13 protein-coding genes are annotated in these 16,099 nt (G+C 64.2%); 6 read left to right on the forward strand and 7 right to left on the reverse strand.

Annotation, left to right across the window (positions count from 1 at the left end):
* Window positions 1-41: 41 nt before the first annotated feature.
* The 6 genes from mce to JEQ47_RS14690 all read right to left on the reverse strand — a co-directional run bounded on the left by mce (window position 42) and on the right by JEQ47_RS14690 (window position 8,522).
* The gene (gene mce, locus JEQ47_RS14665) at window positions 42-446 is read right to left on the reverse strand and encodes a methylmalonyl-CoA epimerase (RefSeq protein WP_198877369.1); all 405 of its coding nucleotides are present in this window, start codon (window positions 444-446) and stop codon (window positions 42-44) included.
* A gap of 17 nt (window positions 447-463) precedes the next feature.
* Window positions 464-2,578, reverse strand: coding sequence for a methylmalonyl-CoA mutase (scpA, locus tag JEQ47_RS14670; RefSeq protein ID WP_198877183.1), 2,115 nt, complete (start codon window positions 2,576-2,578; stop codon window positions 464-466).
* A gap of 195 nt (window positions 2,579-2,773) precedes the next feature.
* Window positions 2,774-4,756: an acetyl-CoA carboxylase biotin carboxylase subunit gene (locus JEQ47_RS14675; protein WP_198877184.1), complete on the reverse strand. Its 1,983-nt coding sequence runs from the start codon at window positions 4,754-4,756 to the stop codon at window positions 2,774-2,776.
* 10 nt (window positions 4,757-4,766) lie between these two features.
* On the reverse strand, window positions 4,767-6,299 hold the full coding sequence (locus JEQ47_RS14680) for an acyl-CoA carboxylase subunit beta (protein WP_198877185.1): 1,533 nt from the start codon (window positions 6,297-6,299) through the stop codon (window positions 4,767-4,769).
* An 89-nt stretch (window positions 6,300-6,388) separates the two neighbouring features.
* Complete coding sequence (locus tag JEQ47_RS14685) at window positions 6,389-6,943, reverse strand: gamma carbonic anhydrase family protein (RefSeq protein WP_198877186.1); 555 nt, start codon at window positions 6,941-6,943, stop codon at window positions 6,389-6,391.
* Window positions 6,944-7,112: 169 nt separating this feature from the next.
* The gene (locus JEQ47_RS14690; RefSeq protein WP_198877187.1) at window positions 7,113-8,522 is read right to left on the reverse strand and encodes a protein adenylyltransferase SelO; all 1,410 of its coding nucleotides are present in this window, start codon (window positions 8,520-8,522) and stop codon (window positions 7,113-7,115) included.
* Window positions 8,523-8,627: 105 nt separating this feature from the next.
* Here JEQ47_RS14690 and JEQ47_RS14695 point away from each other — a divergent pair, with 105 nt between their 5' ends.
* Window positions 8,628-9,323, forward strand: a complete 696-nt coding sequence (locus tag JEQ47_RS14695) for an HAD family hydrolase (RefSeq protein WP_198877188.1) — start codon at window positions 8,628-8,630, stop codon at window positions 9,321-9,323.
* A 275-nt stretch (window positions 9,324-9,598) separates the two neighbouring features.
* Entirely contained in the window at window positions 9,599-10,492 is an 894-nt protein-coding gene (locus JEQ47_RS14700) for a cell wall hydrolase (protein WP_198877189.1), read from the forward strand.
* Window positions 10,493-10,710: 218 nt separating this feature from the next.
* On the opposite strand, the gene pckA is transcribed toward JEQ47_RS14700, so the two are convergent.
* On the reverse strand, window positions 10,711-12,303 hold the full coding sequence (pckA, locus tag JEQ47_RS14705; RefSeq protein WP_198877190.1) for a phosphoenolpyruvate carboxykinase (ATP): 1,593 nt from the start codon (window positions 12,301-12,303) through the stop codon (window positions 10,711-10,713).
* A 264-nt stretch (window positions 12,304-12,567) separates the two neighbouring features.
* Here pckA and JEQ47_RS14710 point away from each other — a divergent pair, with 264 nt between their 5' ends.
* The 4 genes from JEQ47_RS14710 (at window position 12,568) to JEQ47_RS14725 (ending at window position 16,097) form a co-directional block, all read left to right on the forward strand.
* A complete protein-coding gene (locus JEQ47_RS14710) occupies window positions 12,568-13,284 on the forward strand; it encodes a response regulator transcription factor (RefSeq protein ID WP_198877191.1) in 717 nt (238 codons plus the stop codon).
* A gap of 103 nt (window positions 13,285-13,387) precedes the next feature.
* Window positions 13,388-15,079: a sensor histidine kinase gene (locus JEQ47_RS14715; protein ID WP_198877192.1), complete on the forward strand. Its 1,692-nt coding sequence runs from the start codon at window positions 13,388-13,390 to the stop codon at window positions 15,077-15,079.
* A gap of 9 nt (window positions 15,080-15,088) precedes the next feature.
* Window positions 15,089-15,556, forward strand: a complete 468-nt coding sequence (locus JEQ47_RS14720) for an HPr kinase/phosphorylase (RefSeq protein ID WP_198877193.1) — start codon at window positions 15,089-15,091, stop codon at window positions 15,554-15,556.
* A 142-nt stretch (window positions 15,557-15,698) separates the two neighbouring features.
* A complete protein-coding gene (locus JEQ47_RS14725) occupies window positions 15,699-16,097 on the forward strand; it encodes a PTS sugar transporter subunit IIA (RefSeq protein ID WP_198877194.1) in 399 nt (132 codons plus the stop codon).
* Window positions 16,098-16,099 lie beyond the last annotated feature (2 nt).

Here is a 16,099-nt window from a genome sequence, read left to right on the forward strand (position 1 = left end):
CAATGTGACAAATTGGTAAATGCGCGGCAAACGGGACGCGCCTAGACTTCTTCGAGTTCGATCAACGTCCCGAAAAAATCCTTTGGATGGAGAAAGATCACCGGCCTGCCATGGGCGCCGATGCGCGGCTTGCCATCGCCCAGGATACGCGCACCCTCGGCCGTCAGCCGGGCTATTGCCGCTGAAAGATCGGGCACTTCGAAACAGACATGATGCATGCCGCCCGCCGGGTTCTTTTCCAGAAACGCGGCAATGGGCGAGGCTTCACCCAGGGGCTCGAGCAGCTCGACCTTGGTATTGCCGGTATCGACGAACACGACCGTCACCCCATGCTCGGGCAGAGCCTGCGGCGCCCCGACACTGGCGCCGAGCTGGTCGCGATACTTTGCGGCGGCAACGGCGAGGTCGGGTACGGCGATGGCAATATGGTTGAGCCGGCCGATCATGAGGGGGCCTTCCAAACTCATCGATTGCTCAGCCTTCCCTCGATCTCGTTCAGCACCGAGAAGGCGGCGTCGAGCACGTTGGTGCCGGGCCCGAAGATCGCCGCGACACCTGCCGCATAGAGGAAGTCGTAGTCCGGTTCGGGAATGACCCCGCCCACCACCACGGTGACCTCGCCGAGATCGCGATCGCGCAGCGCCGCGATCAGTTCGGGAACCAGCGTCTTGTGGCCGGCGGCGAGCGACGAGACCCCCACCGCATCCACCTTAAATGTATCCGCATGCGCAGCCACTTCGGGCGCGGTCTCGAACAGGTCGCCCATATGAACGACGAAGCCCAGATCGGCAAAGGCCGAGGCGATGATCTTGGCGCCGCGATCATGCCCATCCTGCCCCATCTTGGCGATGAAGATGGAGGGCGCGCGGCCGCGCGCGGCCTTGAAGGCCGAGATACGGTCGACCACCGAGGCCAGTTGCGGGTCGTCGCCATACCCACCGGCATAGACGCCCGAAATCACCCTGGTGACGGCGCGGTGGCGGCCGAACACGTCTTCCAGGGCCAGCGAAATCTCGCCCAGCGTGGCGCGGGCCCGGGCCGCTTCCACCGCGGCGGCAAGGAGGTTGCCCTCGTCCTTGGCCGCGAATTCGCGCAATCCCGCCAGCATGGACTGGCACTTGGCCTCGTCGCGCGTGGCGCGGATGCGCTCGAGCTGGGCGATCTGCTCGGCCCGCACTTTGGCATTGTCGATCTCGCGGACCTCGATCTTTTCCTCGGCCTCGACCCGGTAGCGATTGACGCCGACGATCACGTCCTCGCCCCGGTCCACCCGCGCCTGCCGGAGCGCCGCGGCCTGTTCGATGGCCAGTTTCGGGCCGCCGGACTGCACAAAGGCGGTCATGCCGCCCTGCGATTCAGCTTCTTCGATCAGCTTACGCGCCCCGGCGACCAGCTCCGCCGTCAGCGCCTCGATGTAGTAGGAGCCGCCCAGCGGGTCGACGACGTCGGTAATGCGCGATTCATGCTGCAGGATAAGCTGGGTATTGCGGGCGATGCGGCTCGAAAACTCGGTGGGCAGCGCAATGGCTTCGTCAAAAGAATTGGTATGCAGCGACTGCGTGCCTCCCAGCGTAGCGGCCAGCGCCTCGATCGTGGTGCGCACGATATTGTTGTGCGGGTCCTGCTCTGTCAGCGACACGCCGGACGTCTGGCAATGGGTGCGCAGCATCTTGGAACGCGGGTCTTTGGCGCCGAGATCGGTCACGATCTGGCTCCACAGCTGCCGCGCGGCGCGCAGTTTCGCGACTTCGAGGAAGAAGTTCATGCCGATGCCGAAAAAGAAGCTGAGGCGCCCGGCAAAGGCGTCGATATCGAGCCCGCGCGCCTGGGCGGCGCGCACATAATCCATGCCGTCGGCCAACGTATAGGCCAGCTCCTGCACCGCTGTCGCCCCGGCCTCGTGCATGTGGTAGCCCGAGATCGAGATCGAGTTGAAGCGCGGCATGTGCTCGGCCGTATGGGCGATGATGTCGCCCACGATCCGCATCGATGGCTCGGGCGGATAGATATAGGTGTTGCGGACCATGAACTCCTTGAGAATGTCGTTCTGGATGGTCCCCTCGAGCTGATCCTGCCGCACGCCCTGTTCCTCGGCGGCGACAATGAACATGGCGAGTACCGGAATGACCGCGCCATTCATGGTCATCGAGACGCTCATCTGGTCGAGCGGAATGCCGTCGAACAGCACCTTCATGTCCTCGACACTGTCGATCGCGACGCCGGCCTTGCCGACATCGCCGACGACGCGCGGATGATCGCTGTCATAGCCGCGATGGGTGGCAAGGTCGAAAGCCACCGATAGGCCCTTCTGTCCCTTTTCCAGAGCCTGACGATAAAAGGCGTTACTTTCGCGTGCGGTCGAGAAGCCGGCATACTGGCGGATGGTCCATGGCCGGTTGGCATACATGGTCGCCCGCACGCCACGGGTGAACGGCTCCGCGCCGGGCACTTCCGAGCCTTCCCCGAAGTAGACCGGTTTCACGCCGATGCCGCCATAGTCGCGGTCAAGCGAGGACAGCGGCGTATCGCGGAGTTCGTGCTGGGCGAGGGCGGCCCATTTGTCGTGACTATCGGACATGGGCGACATCCTGAGCGAGAGCCACGTTCCTGCCCACCCTCCCCCTTGAGGGGAGGGTAGTGCAGCTAGGCGCCTTGCGCCGTAGCGGAACTGGGGAGGGGGTGGCCATGTGGCCCACTGACCGACCCCCACCCTCGATCCCTCCCCTCAAGGGGGAGGGAGGCGAAGGAGACGGGGCTTCCATGTGAGCCATCATCACACCGCCTCGAATTCCAGCATCACCGCATCCACCGCCAGCACGGCGCCGGGGGCGACATGCACCTTGCTGACCCGCGCCCGCTTCTGCGCCTTGAGCACGTTTTCCATCTTCATCGCTTCGACAATGGCGAGGGTCTGTCCGTCCTCGACCACGTCGCCTTCCCGGACATCGACGCGCACCACCTGGCCCGGCATCGGGCAGAGCAGGAAGCGGCTCATGTCCGGCGGCACTTTGACCGGCATATGTTTGAGATACTGTGCGATATGGGGCCGCAGCACGAGCACCTTCCGATCGGCGCCGCGATAGCGGATGCGGAAGCCCGAGCCTGTCGGCTCGACCTTGAGCACGGCATTGCGGCCGCCCGACCAATCGAGATGGGCGATCGTGTCACCCGGCTGCCAGGTAAGGCGCACCGCCTCTGAGCGCCAGTCGAGGTCGACCAGCGTATCGAGTCCATGCTGATGCAGAACCACGGTCTCGGCCTTGTCGCCGATCTGCACATGCCATTGGCTCTCCGACTCGACGCCCAGCCGACGCGCCTCGCGGCGCGCCATCAGGAGGGCGGCGCCGGCTACCACATCGACATGATGCTCCTCGCTGAGTTCGGCGCCCGCAAACCCCTCGGGAAACTCTTCGGCGATATAGCCCGTGGTCAGCCGCCCCTCGCGGAACCGCGTCTGCTCCATCACGGCCGAGAGGAAGGGCAGGTTATTGCCCACGCCCTCGACTTCAAACGTATCCAGTGCCACGGCCATGGCATCCACGGCCTCGATGCGCGTCGGCGCCCAGGTGCAGAGTTTTGCGATCATCGGATCGTAGAAGGTGGAAATCTCGCCGCCTTCAAAGACGCCGGTATCGTTGCGCACCACCAAGGTGTCCGAGGCGCTTTCCGCTGGCGGCCGGTAGCGCGTCAGCCGCCCGGTCGAGGGCAGGAAATTGCGATAGGGGTCTTCGGCATAGAGTCTCGACTCGATGGCCCAGCCGTCGCGGCGCACCTCGTCCTGGCTCAGCGGCAGTTTCTCGGCATTGGCCACGCGCAGCATCAGCTCCACGAGGTCCAGTCCGGTGATCAGCTCAGTCACCGGATGCTCGACCTGCAGCCGCGTATTCATCTCGAGGAAATAGAAATTGCGGTCCTTGTCGACGATGAATTCCACCGTCCCGGCGCTCTGATAGCCAACGGCTTTGGCGAGGGCCACCGACTGCTCGCCCATGGCTTTTCGCGTCGCCTCGTCGAGGAAGGCCGAGGGCGCTTCCTCGATCACCTTCTGGTTGCGCCGCTGGATCGAGCATTCGCGCTCGTTGAGATAGAGCGCATTGCCATGCGCGTCGGCAATCAACTGGATTTCGATATGGCGCGGCTCGGTGACGAACTTTTCGATGAAGATGCGATCATCACCAAATGAACTCGCCGCTTCGGACTTCGACCGCTCAAAGCCCTCGCGCGCCTCTGCGTCATTCCACGCGATGCGCATGCCCTTGCCGCCGCCGCCCGCCGACGCCTTGATCATCACCGGATAGCCGATCGACTGCGCGATGGTCACCGCATGCTCGGCATCATCGATCAGACCCATATGCCCGGGCACAGTCGACACACCCGCCTCGGCAGCGATCTTCTTGGACGTGATCTTGTCGCCCATGGCCTCGATGGCTTTTTGCGGCGGGCCGACAAAGATGATGCCGGCGGCTTCCAGCGCCTCGGCAAACCTAGGGTTCTCCGAAAGAAACCCATAGCCCGGATGCACCGCCTGAGCCCCGGTCTCCCGGCAAGCGGCAATGATCTTGTCGATCTGCAGATACGAGTCCTTGGCCGGCGACGCTCCGATATGCACGGCCTCATCAGCCATCCGCACATGCAGCGCCTCGCGGTCGGCATCGGAATAAACGGCGACAGTGGCAATGCCCATCTTCCGGGCCGTCTTGATGACCCGACAGGCGATTTCACCCCGGTTGGCGATGAGGAGTTTGGTGATGCTCATGTGTCGCCCCTCACAACGGAATATTGTCGTGCTTCTTCTTCGGCCCCAGCACGCTCTTGTGCCGGAGGGTCGAAAAGGCCCGGATCACCCGCCGCCGCGTTCCATGCGGCATAATCACGTCGTCGATAAACCCGCGTTCGGCGGCGACGAAGGGATTGGCGAAGCGGGCTTCGTAGTCGGCGGTACGCTGGGCGATTTTCTCCTTGTCGCCTAGTTCCGAGCGATAGAGGATTTCCGTCGCGCCCTTGGCGCCCATCACGGCGATTTCGGCCGAGGGCCAGGCATAGTTGACGTCGGCCTTGATATGTTTTGAGGCCATCACGTCATAGGCGCCGCCATAGGCTTTGCGGGTGATGACCGTCACCAGCGGCACGGTCGCTTCCGAATAGGCGAACAACAGCTTGGCGCCATGCTTGATGATGCCGCCATATTCCTGCGCCACGCCGGGTAGGAACCCGGGCACGTCAACAAAGGTCAGGATCGGGATTTCAAAACTGTCGCAGAAGCGGATGAAGCGCGCGGCTTTCTTTGAGGCATTGATATCGAGGCACCCGGCCAGCACCAGCGGCTGATTGGCGACGACGCCCACGGTTTCGCCGTTGAGCCGGATGAAGCCGACCAGGATATTGCCCGCGTGGTTCTTCTGGATTTCGAGGAAATCGCCCTCGTCGGCCACCGTGGTGATGACCTCGTGCATGTCATAGGGCTTGTTGGCGCTGTCAGGAATGATGGTGTCGAGCTTGTCGTCGCGCCGGTCGATCGGGTCATGGGTCACGACGCGCGGCGGCTTCTGCCCGGCGGCCAGCGGCAGATAGGCAAAGAGCCGTCGCACTTCGAGCAGGGTTTCGATGTCATTGGCGAAGGCCGCGTCGGCCACCGACGAGATTTTCGTATGCGTCGAGGCGCCCCCCAGCTCTTCCTGAGTGACAGTCTCATTGGTGACGGTTTTGACCACATCCGGTCCGGTCACGAACATGTAGCTCGTATCCTCGACCATATAGATGAAGTCGGTCATGGCGGGCGAATAGACCGCGCCACCGGCACATGGGCCCATGATCACCGAAATCTGCGGAATGGCGCCCGAGGCCTGCACATTGCGCCAGAACACGTCGGCGTAGCCACCGAGAGACGCGACACCTTCCTGAATGCGCGCACCACCGGAATCATTGAGGCCGATGACAGGCGCGCCATTCTGCATGGCGAGATCCATGATCTTGCAGATCTTCTTGGCATGAGTTTCCGAGAGCGAGCCGCCGAAGACGGTGAAATCCTGGCTGAAAACGTAAACCAGCCGCCCCTCGATCGTGCCCCAGCCGGTGACCACGCCATCGCCTGGAATGATGGTCTTTTCCATGCCGAAATCCGTCGCCCGATGGGTGACGAACATGTCGTATTCTTCGAAACTACCGGGATCGAGCAGCACGTCGAGCCGCTCGCGTGCGGTCAGCTTGCCCTTGGCGTGCTGCGTATCGATGCGCTTCTGCCCGCCGCCCTGCCGCGCCTCCTCGCGCCGTGTTTCCAGGGCGGAAATGATCGTCTGCATGGGCTGGCCTCCCGCTGCCTCTTGTTTTTTGACCGGACAGTCAAATCCGAGATTGGCGGGAACGGGCGCAAAAGGCAAATGGCTTCCGCTCAGCCGGGCTCGAAATCCGGACCCAGATCGGCAACCGGCGCCATCCCGGCGGCGAAGCGCTTTGCATTGGCGACATAGCGGTCCGCCGAGGCGGCAAGGGCGGCCTCGCCTTCGCTGTCGATCTGCCTGACGATTTTTGCGGGAGCACCCACGACCAGGGAATTGTCGGGGATCACCTTGCCTTCGGTCACCAGCGCATTGGCGCCGACGAGGCAGTTCTTTCCGATCACGGCGCCGTTGAGCACGGTGGCGCCCATGCCGATCAGCGTATTGTCGCCAATGCTGCAGCCATGGACGATGGCGGCGTGCCCCACGGTGACATTCTCGCCGATGGTGAGCGGAAAACCCTTGTCGGTATGGAGCACGCAGTTTTCCTGGATATTGCTGCGCGCGCCGATGCTGATGGTCTCGATGTCTCCGCGCGCCACGACACCGAACCAGATGCCGACCTCGGCCCCGACCACCACATCACCCACGATGACAGCCGTCGGCGCGATCCAGCCGACGCCGGGATCAATGCGGGGCGCGATGTCGTCGAGGGCGTATAGGGGCATGGTGGGGGTCTCCTCGGGGAGAGGCTAGCGGCTGGGCTCATGGAGTTCAACAAACACGGCGTCACCCTCGGGCTTGACCCGAGGGCACTTCACTTGCCAATGCCGCCACAAGTGCAACCCCCTCGGGTCAAGCCCGAGGGTGACGACCTGTGCATATGTGGGACAAAGCCTAGGGAACCACCCCATACGCGTCACGCATCACCGCAATCTCACCCAGCGTATCGTGAAACAGCCCCCAATCATCCCGCTCGGCAATGGGCGCCCAGATGGCTTCCATCTCGTCGATCAGCATGGTGCGGGGTGTTTCGCGCGCGAAATAGGCGTGGCCGAGATTGACGTCGTCGCTGGGGCCATAGGCTTCCAGGAGGTCGGCCACCGGCCGGAATTCCTCGCGGGCATAGAAGTGGGCCGATGGGCTGCGCGCCGCCCGGTCCATGCTGAGCACGCCGCCGCGCCAGTCGAAGAAGAACTGCTCATAGGGCGCCCTGCTGGCCGAAAGAAAGCCGAACAGCGCGGTGACGAACGCCCCGTCCTGTTCCACGTCGCGCGGCTGGAGGCCGAGCCGCCGCAGCATCTGGCGCGGGAGTTCCTCGCGAAACACCGGCCATACCGTATTGAGCGCCGGTTCGAGCCGTTCAAGCGAGGACAGTGGAAGAAGACATTCGGCCAGCCGGGTCAGGTTCCAGGCCAGCGTGTCGGGTTGGCGGCCGAAGGCATAAAGACCGGTCTCGTCGAAATAGGCCGCGGTGAAGTCCGGGTCGTAATGCGGCAGGAAACGCCACGGCCCGTAATCGAAGCTCTCGCCGCTAATGTTGATATTGTCGGTGTTGAGCACGCCATGCACGAAGCCGGCCGCGATCCATTGCGCGCCGAGCCGCGCTACCTTTGCGACGACTGCTTCCAGCAGCGCTGCCGCCTTGTCCCCGGCGTCCGCCAGGTCTGGGTAATAGTGGGCGATGGCGTGGTCCACGAGCCGCGATAGGTTTGCGGTGTCATCGAGATAGGCGAGGCGCTGGAAGGTGCCGATGCGGATATGGCTGTGGCTGAGGCGCGTCAGCACCGAGGAGCGGGTGGGAGAGGGCTCGTCGCCGCGATAAAGCGGCTCGCCGGTTTCGACGAGCGAAAAGCTCTTCGACGTATAGACACCCAGGGCTTCCAGCATTTCGGTGGCCAATACCTCGCGCACCCCGCCCTTGAGGGTGAGGCGGCCGTCGCCGCCGCGCGACCACGGCGTCTTGCCCGAGCCCTTGGTGCCGAAATCGAGGAGGCGGCCATCCACCGGGTCCACGCACTGGCCGAAGAGAAAACCGCGCCCGTCACCCAGTTCGGGATTGTAGGAGCGGAACTGATGGCCGTGGTAGCGCAGCGCCAGGGGCTGCTCGAACGAGCCGGGCAGGGGCTCGAAGCGGCCGAAATGGGCAAGCCACTCCGCGTCCGTCAGCGCGCCGAGGCCAAGGCGCTCTGCCCAGCGTCCGTCGCGATGGCGGAGCACGGTCGTGGGGAAATCCGCAGGCGCGACCGGATCGTAAAAATCCCGGCCGAGAGCGGCATGGGCCTTGGAGGCAAGAAACTGGGTCATGGCGGCGCAACGCTAGCAGAGGCGGTTTCGTTCGTCGCGGGTCGCAACCCGGCCTTGCGCCGCCCCGTCTGGCACATGTCGCCGAATGCGCCTATAGGGAGAAGGATGATCACGTCATCTCCCCTCCGCAGCCCCGCCACCCGCCTCGCGCCGTTTGACGCCGCCATCTTCGACATGGACGGGACCCTGCTCGATACCGAGTCGGTCTTCCGCGACATCGTCTTCGATGTCTGCACCGAACTGGGGTTCGAGATGACCCATGACGTGCATCGCTCCATGGTCGGATCAAGCCACGAGCGGACCCAGCAATTGCTGGTCGAAAGCTATGGCGTTGCCTTTCCCTATGCCTTGTTCGACGAAAAGTGCCGCGTCACCATGCGCGAGCGCAGCCATGCCGGCGTGCCGGTGAAGGCCGGGGCGGTGGAGTTCATCCGGGAATTGCGGGCGCGCGGTATCCCGACGGCGGTCGCCACGTCCTCGCGCAATCCCCATGCCCAGCATCATCTGGGCGCGGCGGGCCTGCTCGACCTCTTCGAAACCGTGGTGACGCGCGACGATGTGGTTAATCCCAAGCCCCATCCAGAGCCCTATCTCACCGCCGCCAGCCGCCTCGGCGTCGAGCCGGCGCGCTGCCTCGCGCTCGAGGACAGCCATGCCGGCGTCAGGGCCGCCCATGCCGCCGGCATGCAGACGGTGATGGTGCCTGATCTCGTTCTCGCCAGTGACGAGATCCATGCCCTGGGCGTGCATGTGATGACATCTCTTGTGGATGTTCACCTGGCCGCCTTCGATCACGATTAACCATCTGACGAAATCGTTAAACCTTTAATCAAGCCGTCAAGGCTCGGTTCAGCACGTCCAAGTTGAGGAAATTTCTGGGGTTTTCCTGGGTTCTCCGCTCCATTAACTCTGTCTTAAGTCGCTAATGCTTATGGTTAACCAGCCGTAAATTTCGACTTCCATCCCGGCGCCGCCTTGGCTAGTGTGCAACCGGGAAGTGCAGGGGCCCCTCGCGGGTGCTCTCGATAGAAGGCCCGCCGGAGGCACTGGCAGGGCTCAGGGGTAAGGACTAAGCGTTGACACCTGGCTGGCAGCAGAAAATCGCGCGCGCCGTATCGCCCGTTCTGGCGTTGGGTGCGGCCGCACTGGTGCTCTTCGTCACGCTCTCGCCTGCCCATGCCGAAACCAATCTGACGCTGCCCGCTGCGATCCCGGCCGATGTCCTGAGCCTGCGCGCTCAGCCGGCCCTCGGTCCCACGGCCATGCCGCTGGCGCCCGGCCAGCAGAAGCTGACCCCGGAACTGCTCGCCAACTACGTCAAGCGCCAGCAGGAACTGCGCGCCGTTGACGTGACGCTGTCCGGGCCGCAGCCCGAACTGACCAGCGATCTGCTGATGGGCTATATCGGTCGTGGTTCGCTCGAGGGCGGCAATACCGCGCTCTCCGCCATTGCCAGCTTCACCGCCCCGGCGCCGCGTGTCGAACCCTCCGTCACCTCGGCGCTGCTGGCCGACTATGTCGCCAATGGCTACCAGCCGACCGCCAAGCGCGTCGAATATGCCAATGGCGAGCGCGAATGCCTGGCCCAGGCGATCTATCACGAAGCGCGCGGCGAAAGCGCCACCGGCCAGATGGCCGTGGCCAACATCATCGTCAACCGCGCCCGCTCCAACAAATTCCCCTCGACCCTTTGCGGCGTCATTTATCAGAATGCCGACAAGGGCCGTTACCGCTGCCAGTTCACCTTTGCCTGCGACGGCCGCGACGACACGCCGGGCGAACGCCGCGCCTGGATCAACTCGCAGGACCTCGCCCGCGAAGTCTATGCCGAATTCGCCCTCGGCGAAGAGATCGGCGTGCTGCCCGGCACCGCCCTCTACTACCACACCACGGCCGTGCGCCCCTCCTGGGCCAACACCTTCAGCCGCGTCGCCACCGTCGACAGCCACATTTTTTACTCGCCTAATTGATCTCTGATCACGGGTGATACGGAAAAGGGCGCCAATGGCGCCCATGTTGTTTGGGTCATCCTAACGCCGCTCGCGACGCCGTCCTCGGGCTTGAACCGAGGACCAGCTAACATACCCACTGCGATGCGAGCGGCCCTCGGATCAAGTCCGAGGGCGGCACGGTGCTTAGGAAGTGTTCGAGTTTCTACGCCGCCAGCCGCATGGTGGGGGTGGCCCGGCTACTCCGCCGCCATCTGCAGCCGGGGACCGGCTTCGGCATCGGCGTCAGGCCCGAACTTCTCGAAGTTCTTCGTGAACAGGGCCACGAGCCGGGCCGCCTGCGCGTCATAGGCGTCGCCATCGGCCCAGCATTGGCGCGGCTCGAGCAGGCGCTCGTCGACGCCGGGCACGCTCATGGGCACCTCAAAGCCGAACAGCGGGTCAAAGCGCATGTCGACCTGGTCGAGTTCGCCGTTGAGCGCTGCCGACAGGAGGCGCCGGGTCGAGGCGATGTCGATGCGCTTGCCCGTGCCAAAGGCGCCGCCGATCCAACCGGTATTGAGCAGCCAGGCCTGCGCGCCGCTTTCGCGCAGCCGCTGCGCCAGCATCCGGCCATAAACGGTGGGATGGAGCGGCATGAAGGGTGCCCCGAAACAGGCCGAGAACGTCGCCTGCGGCTCAGTGACGCCGCGCTCGGTGCCGGCAACCTTGGCGGTGTAGCCCGAAAGGAAATGGTAGACGGCCTGGTCCGGCGAGAGCCGTGCCAGCGGCGGCAGCACGCCAAAGGCGTCGGCGGTGAGGAACACCACGGTCTTCGGTGTGCCACCGACGCTGCCCTTGGCGATCGAGGGCAGCACCTGGATGGGATAGGCTGCGCGGGTGTTCTCGGTTCGGCTCACATCCGCGAAGGCCGGCACATTATCGGCATCCAGCACGACATTTTCGAGCACCGTGCCGAAGCGGCGCGTCGCGGCAAAAATCTCCGGCTCGGCCGAAGCCGAGAGGTTCACGGTCTTGGCGTAGCACCCGCCTTCGAGGTTGAAGACGCCGGTCGGGCTCCAGCCATGTTCGTCGTCGCCGATCAGCGGCCGCTCGGGGTCGTTGCTGAGCGTGGTCTTGCCGGTGCCCGAAAGGCCGAAGAACAGCGCGGCCTCGCCATCACGGCCGAGATTGGCCGAGCAGTGCATGGGCAGCACGCCCCGGTCCGGCGCATGAAAATTGAACAGCGAGAAGACGCTCTTCTTGATCTCCCCGGCATAGCGCGTGCCGGCGATGACGACGAGATTGCGGCTCATGTCGAGCGCGATGACCGTCCCGGTGCGGCAGCCATGGCGGGCCGGGTCGGCTTCGAACAGGGGAGCGTGGACGATGGTGACCGGCACGGCACTGTCCGAGGCCGGTATGCCCTCGTCGCGACGGATAAGCAGGTTGCGGATGAACAGGGCGTGCCAGGCGCTGGGGGTCACCACGGTCACGTCATATTGGTGCGCGGGATCGGCGCCGGCCAGAAGGTCCTGGCGGAACAGCGGCTGGCCTGAAAGATGCGCAGTCACATCGGCCAGCAGCAGCTCGAACCTCTCGGGCGCCATGGAGCCCGAATTGTCCCACCACACTTTGCCCTCGGTCAGCCCGTCGCGCACGATGAACTTGTCCTTGGGCGAGCGTCCTGTGAAGGCGCCTGTCTCGACGCTGAGCGCCCCATGTGCCGTCAGCTCCGCGCCGCCCTGGGCGATGGCTGCGGCAACCAGGGCCGGGGCGTTCGCGTTGTCGCTGAGCGAGATTGCCGCATCGGCGATGGCTGTCCTGAGACGCTTGTGGTCGAAGGCCGTCATGGTTTTGTCTCTCCCCTTGGCCGCCGCGCAAGTTGGCGGCCCGATGGGAGAAAAATAGGATCGCAAGGGGCGCTGCAACCATCCCGAAATCGGTCGTACGACGGAAGTCTCATCGACAGGAAATACATGCCGACACTGGCACAAGGCCGCCGAACGCCTTATTTAATACGCAATTTTCGCCTGCAACACCGGCCCAACAACCCACCAAGACAGGTCGCGGCGGGCCGTCTGTGAATCAAAAGCGTCAATGAAGAAAGGCAGTACATGCCCAAGATCGCCCTCGTGGATGACGACCGCAACATCCTCACCTCCGTTTCCCTTACCCTGGAAGCGGAAGGGTACCAGGTTGCCACCTATACTGACGGCGCTTCCGGTCTCGAAGGGCTGACGACCGACAAGCCGGACCTGGCCATTCTCGACATTAAGATGCCGCGTATGGACGGCATGGAACTGCTGCGCCGCCTGCGCCAGAAGTCCGACGTTCCGGTTATCTTCCTCACCTCCAAGGACGAGGAAATCGACGAACTGTTCGGCCTCAAGATGGGTGCCGACGACTTCATCACCAAGCCCTTCAGCCAGCGCCTGCTGGTGGAACGGGTCAAGGCCATCCTGCGCCGCTCGGCCCCGCGCGATCCCTCCGCGCCCGGCGCTGCCGGCGCCGAGCCGGCCCCCAGCAAGGCGCTGATCGAGCGCGGCGCCCTGGTGATGGACGAAGAGCGACATACCTGCACCTGGAAAGGGCAGCGCGTCACCCTCACCGTCACCGAATTCCTGATCCTGCAGGCCCTCGCGCTGCGCCCCGGCGTCGTCAAGTCGCGCAATGCCCTGATGGACGCCGCCTATGACGATCAGGTCTATGTCGATGATCGTACCATCGACAGCCACATCAAGCGCCTCAGGAAGAAGTTCAAGGCAACCGATGACGACTTCGAAATGATCGAAACGCTCTACGGCGTCGGTTATCGCTTCAAGGAGCAGTAGGACCCTATTGGCTACGCTCGACCCTCACGCTGGCGAACCGGAGGCCCGCCCGGCCTCCGCGTCGGACGCGAACGCCCCGCGTTCCGCCCGCCGGGGCTGGCGCATGGTCCTGATGCCGCTGATCAAGGTCTTCGACGCCATCAGGCGCTTTCTCGACTTTACCATCTTTTCGAGCCTCACCCGGCGCATCGTCGTGCTCAACATGGCGGGCCTTCTGGTGCTGGTGGTGGGCATCCTCTACCTCAACCAATGGCGCGCCGGACTCATCGAGGCGCGCGTGCAGTCGCTGCGCGTGCAGGGCGAGATCATCTCCGCTGCCATTGCCGCCTCGGCCACCGTCGACAGCGACATCATCTCCATCGATCCCGACCGCCTGCTCGATGCGCAGTCCGGCTCGATCTCGCCCTTTTCCTATTTCGATCCGACGCTCGAATTCCCCATCAATCCCGAGCGCGTGGCGCCGCTCCTGCGCAATCTCATCACCCCGACGCGCACCCGTGCCCGCATCTATGACAGCCAGGGCCTGCTGATCCTCGACAGCGAGAACATCTATGCGCGCGGCGAAGTGCTGCGGCAGGCGAGCAAGGCCACCGATAAGAGCGACTTCTTCCTTTTCGATTGGCTCAATGCCCTGATTTCCTGGGCCCCGGGCGGCAATTACCCGACCTATCAGGAATACCAGGCCGACGAAGGCACCCGCTATCCCGAGGTCGCCTCGGCGCTGCAGGGCGTGCCGGCCGATTTCGTGCGCGTCGACGGGCAGAACCAGCTCGTCGTCTCGGTCGCCGTGCCGGTTCAGCGCCTGCGCGCCATTGTCGGCTCCATCCTCCTGTCCACCGAGCCGGGCGAGATCGACGCAGTCGTGGCCCAGGAGCGCTGGAGCATCCTGCGCATTGCCGGCATTGCCGCGGGGGTGCAGATCGTGCTCTCGCTGCTGCTCGCCGGCACCATTGCCGGGCCCATGCGGCGCCTCTCGGCCGCGGCCGAACGGGTGCAGACGGCGGGCGACGCGCGCGCCGAAATCCCTGATCTCACCGATCGCGCCGATGAGATCGGGCACCTCTCGGGTGCTTTGCGGCGCATGACCGATGCACTCTACAATCGCATCGAGGCCATCGAGCGCTTCGCCGCCGATGTGGCGCATGAGCTCAAGAATCCGCTGACCTCGCTGCGCTCGGCGGTGGAAACCCTGCCCCTGGCCAAGAAGCCCGAGGACAAGCAGCGCCTCAACGACATCATCCAGCACGATATCCGCCGCCTCGACCGGCTGATTACCGACATTTCCAGCGCCAGCCGGCTCGACGCGGAACTGGCGCGCGAAAGCGCCGAACGGGTCGATGTGGAAAAGCTGGCCGAAGCCATGGTCGCCATCCAGAAGGATGTGGCCGCAGGCCGGGACGTTCATGTCGTCATGGGCAAGCGCGTCGGCCGCGGTTCAACCATGGTCAATGGTCACGAAAGCCGGCTGGCGCAGGTCTTTGCCAATCTCATCGACAATGCCGTGTCGTTCTCGCCGCCGGGCGGCACCGTCACCGTGGCGCTCTCCACCGAGGGCGAGACCATCACCGTGACCGTGACCGACGAGGGGCCGGGCATTACCGGCGATGTCGGGCGTATCTTCCAGCGTTTCTATACTGATCGCCCGGAGCAGGAAGGTTTTGGCAATCACTCGGGCCTGGGCCTCTCGATCTCCAAGCAGATCGTGGATGCGCACAAGGGCAGGATCCGCGGGCAGAACCGCACCGATCGCTCCGGCGCCATTTTCACGATTGTGCTGCCGCGGGCGCGCAAATAGACTCATCCTATGAGTAAGCCAATCAACGTCCATGGGACGGGTGTCGTCCTGGGGGAAACCGGCGTGCTGTTGCGCGGTCCGTCCGGTGCCGGCAAATCCACCCTTTGCCTCGCCTTGCTCGATCGCTGGGAGGGGCGCGGACAGGATGCGCTGCTGGTGGCCGACGATCGCATCGATCTTGCCCTCGACGGAACAAACTTTCTCATGCGGGCGCCGCCGCAACTGGCCGGCCTCATCGAACTGCGCGGCCGGGGCATTGTCAGCCGCCCGCATCGCCAGGAGGCGCGGCTCGATCTCGTCATCGACCTGGTGCCCGAATTGACGCGCATGGTCGAGGAAGAGGACCTGCAGACCGAGCTCATGGGCCACTCGCTGCCGCGCGCGCCGATCCCGCAGGCCGGTGTCGTGAGTCTGGGGCACCAGATCCTGCTCGTGGCCGAAGCGGTGCGCGCAAGCCTCGAACACGCAAAGACGTGACAAATTATCCCTTGCAACCCATTCGGATGGGGACAAGACTGTCCGCCGTTTGCCAACCGGCTCCAGGCGGATTGGGAGACGGGGGACGCAAGAGTTGTCGCGATTGGATTTTCCGGCTGCGGCGACCGTCTGGGGAAAGTGCATGATTGGATTGGTTCTGGTGACCCACGGCTCGCTGGCTGACGAGTTCAAGCTGGCGATGGAGCATGTGGTCGGTCCGCAAGACTATGTGGAGACCATCGCCATTGGTCCGGAAGACAATGCCGAAAGCCGGCGCGAGGACATCCTTTCGGCGCTCGATCGCGCCGATAGCGGCGATGGCGTCATCATCCTCACCGACATGTTCGGGGGCACGCCCTCGAACCTGGCTATCTCCGTGATGCAGAACCGCAAGGTCGAGGTCATTGCCGGGGTCAACCTGCCCATGCTGGTCAAGCTCGGTCGCATTCGCGGCGAGATGAGCATGGAAGAGGCGGTGGCCATGGCCCAGGAAGCAGGCAAGAAATACATCACCGTCGCCAACTCGATCCTGGGTGGCTGACG

Source organism: Devosia sediminis, from assembly GCF_016411825.1.
Taxonomy (GTDB): Bacteria; Pseudomonadota; Alphaproteobacteria; order Rhizobiales; family Devosiaceae; genus Devosia; species Devosia sediminis.

Excerpts from the sequence above, each read along its gene's own strand:
- JEQ47_RS14715 (WP_198877192.1), top strand. The coding sequence starts at position 13,388 with ATGGTCCTGATGCCGCTGATCAAGGTCTTCGACGCCATCAGGCGCTTT.
- JEQ47_RS14680 (WP_198877185.1), bottom strand. The coding sequence starts at position 6,299 with ATGCAGACGATCATTTCCGCCCTGGAAACACGGCGCGAGGAGGCGCGG.
- JEQ47_RS14675 (WP_198877184.1), bottom strand. The coding sequence starts at position 4,756 with ATGAGCATCACCAAACTCCTCATCGCCAACCGGGGTGAAATCGCCTGT.
- JEQ47_RS14695 (WP_198877188.1), top strand. The coding sequence starts at position 8,628 with ATGATCACGTCATCTCCCCTCCGCAGCCCCGCCACCCGCCTCGCGCCG.
- scpA (WP_198877183.1), bottom strand. The coding sequence starts at position 2,578 with ATGTCCGATAGTCACGACAAATGGGCCGCCCTCGCCCAGCACGAACTC.
- pckA (WP_198877190.1), bottom strand. The coding sequence starts at position 12,303 with ATGACGGCCTTCGACCACAAGCGTCTCAGGACAGCCATCGCCGATGCG.
- JEQ47_RS14685 (WP_198877186.1), bottom strand. The coding sequence starts at position 6,943 with ATGCCCCTATACGCCCTCGACGACATCGCGCCCCGCATTGATCCCGGC.
- mce (WP_198877369.1), bottom strand. The coding sequence starts at position 446 with ATGATCGGCCGGCTCAACCATATTGCCATCGCCGTACCCGACCTCGCC.
- JEQ47_RS14690 (WP_198877187.1), bottom strand. The coding sequence starts at position 8,522 with ATGACCCAGTTTCTTGCCTCCAAGGCCCATGCCGCTCTCGGCCGGGAT.
- JEQ47_RS14710 (WP_198877191.1), top strand. The coding sequence starts at position 12,568 with ATGCCCAAGATCGCCCTCGTGGATGACGACCGCAACATCCTCACCTCC.
- JEQ47_RS14725 (WP_198877194.1), top strand. The coding sequence starts at position 15,699 with ATGATTGGATTGGTTCTGGTGACCCACGGCTCGCTGGCTGACGAGTTC.
- JEQ47_RS14720 (WP_198877193.1), top strand. The coding sequence starts at position 15,089 with ATGAGTAAGCCAATCAACGTCCATGGGACGGGTGTCGTCCTGGGGGAA.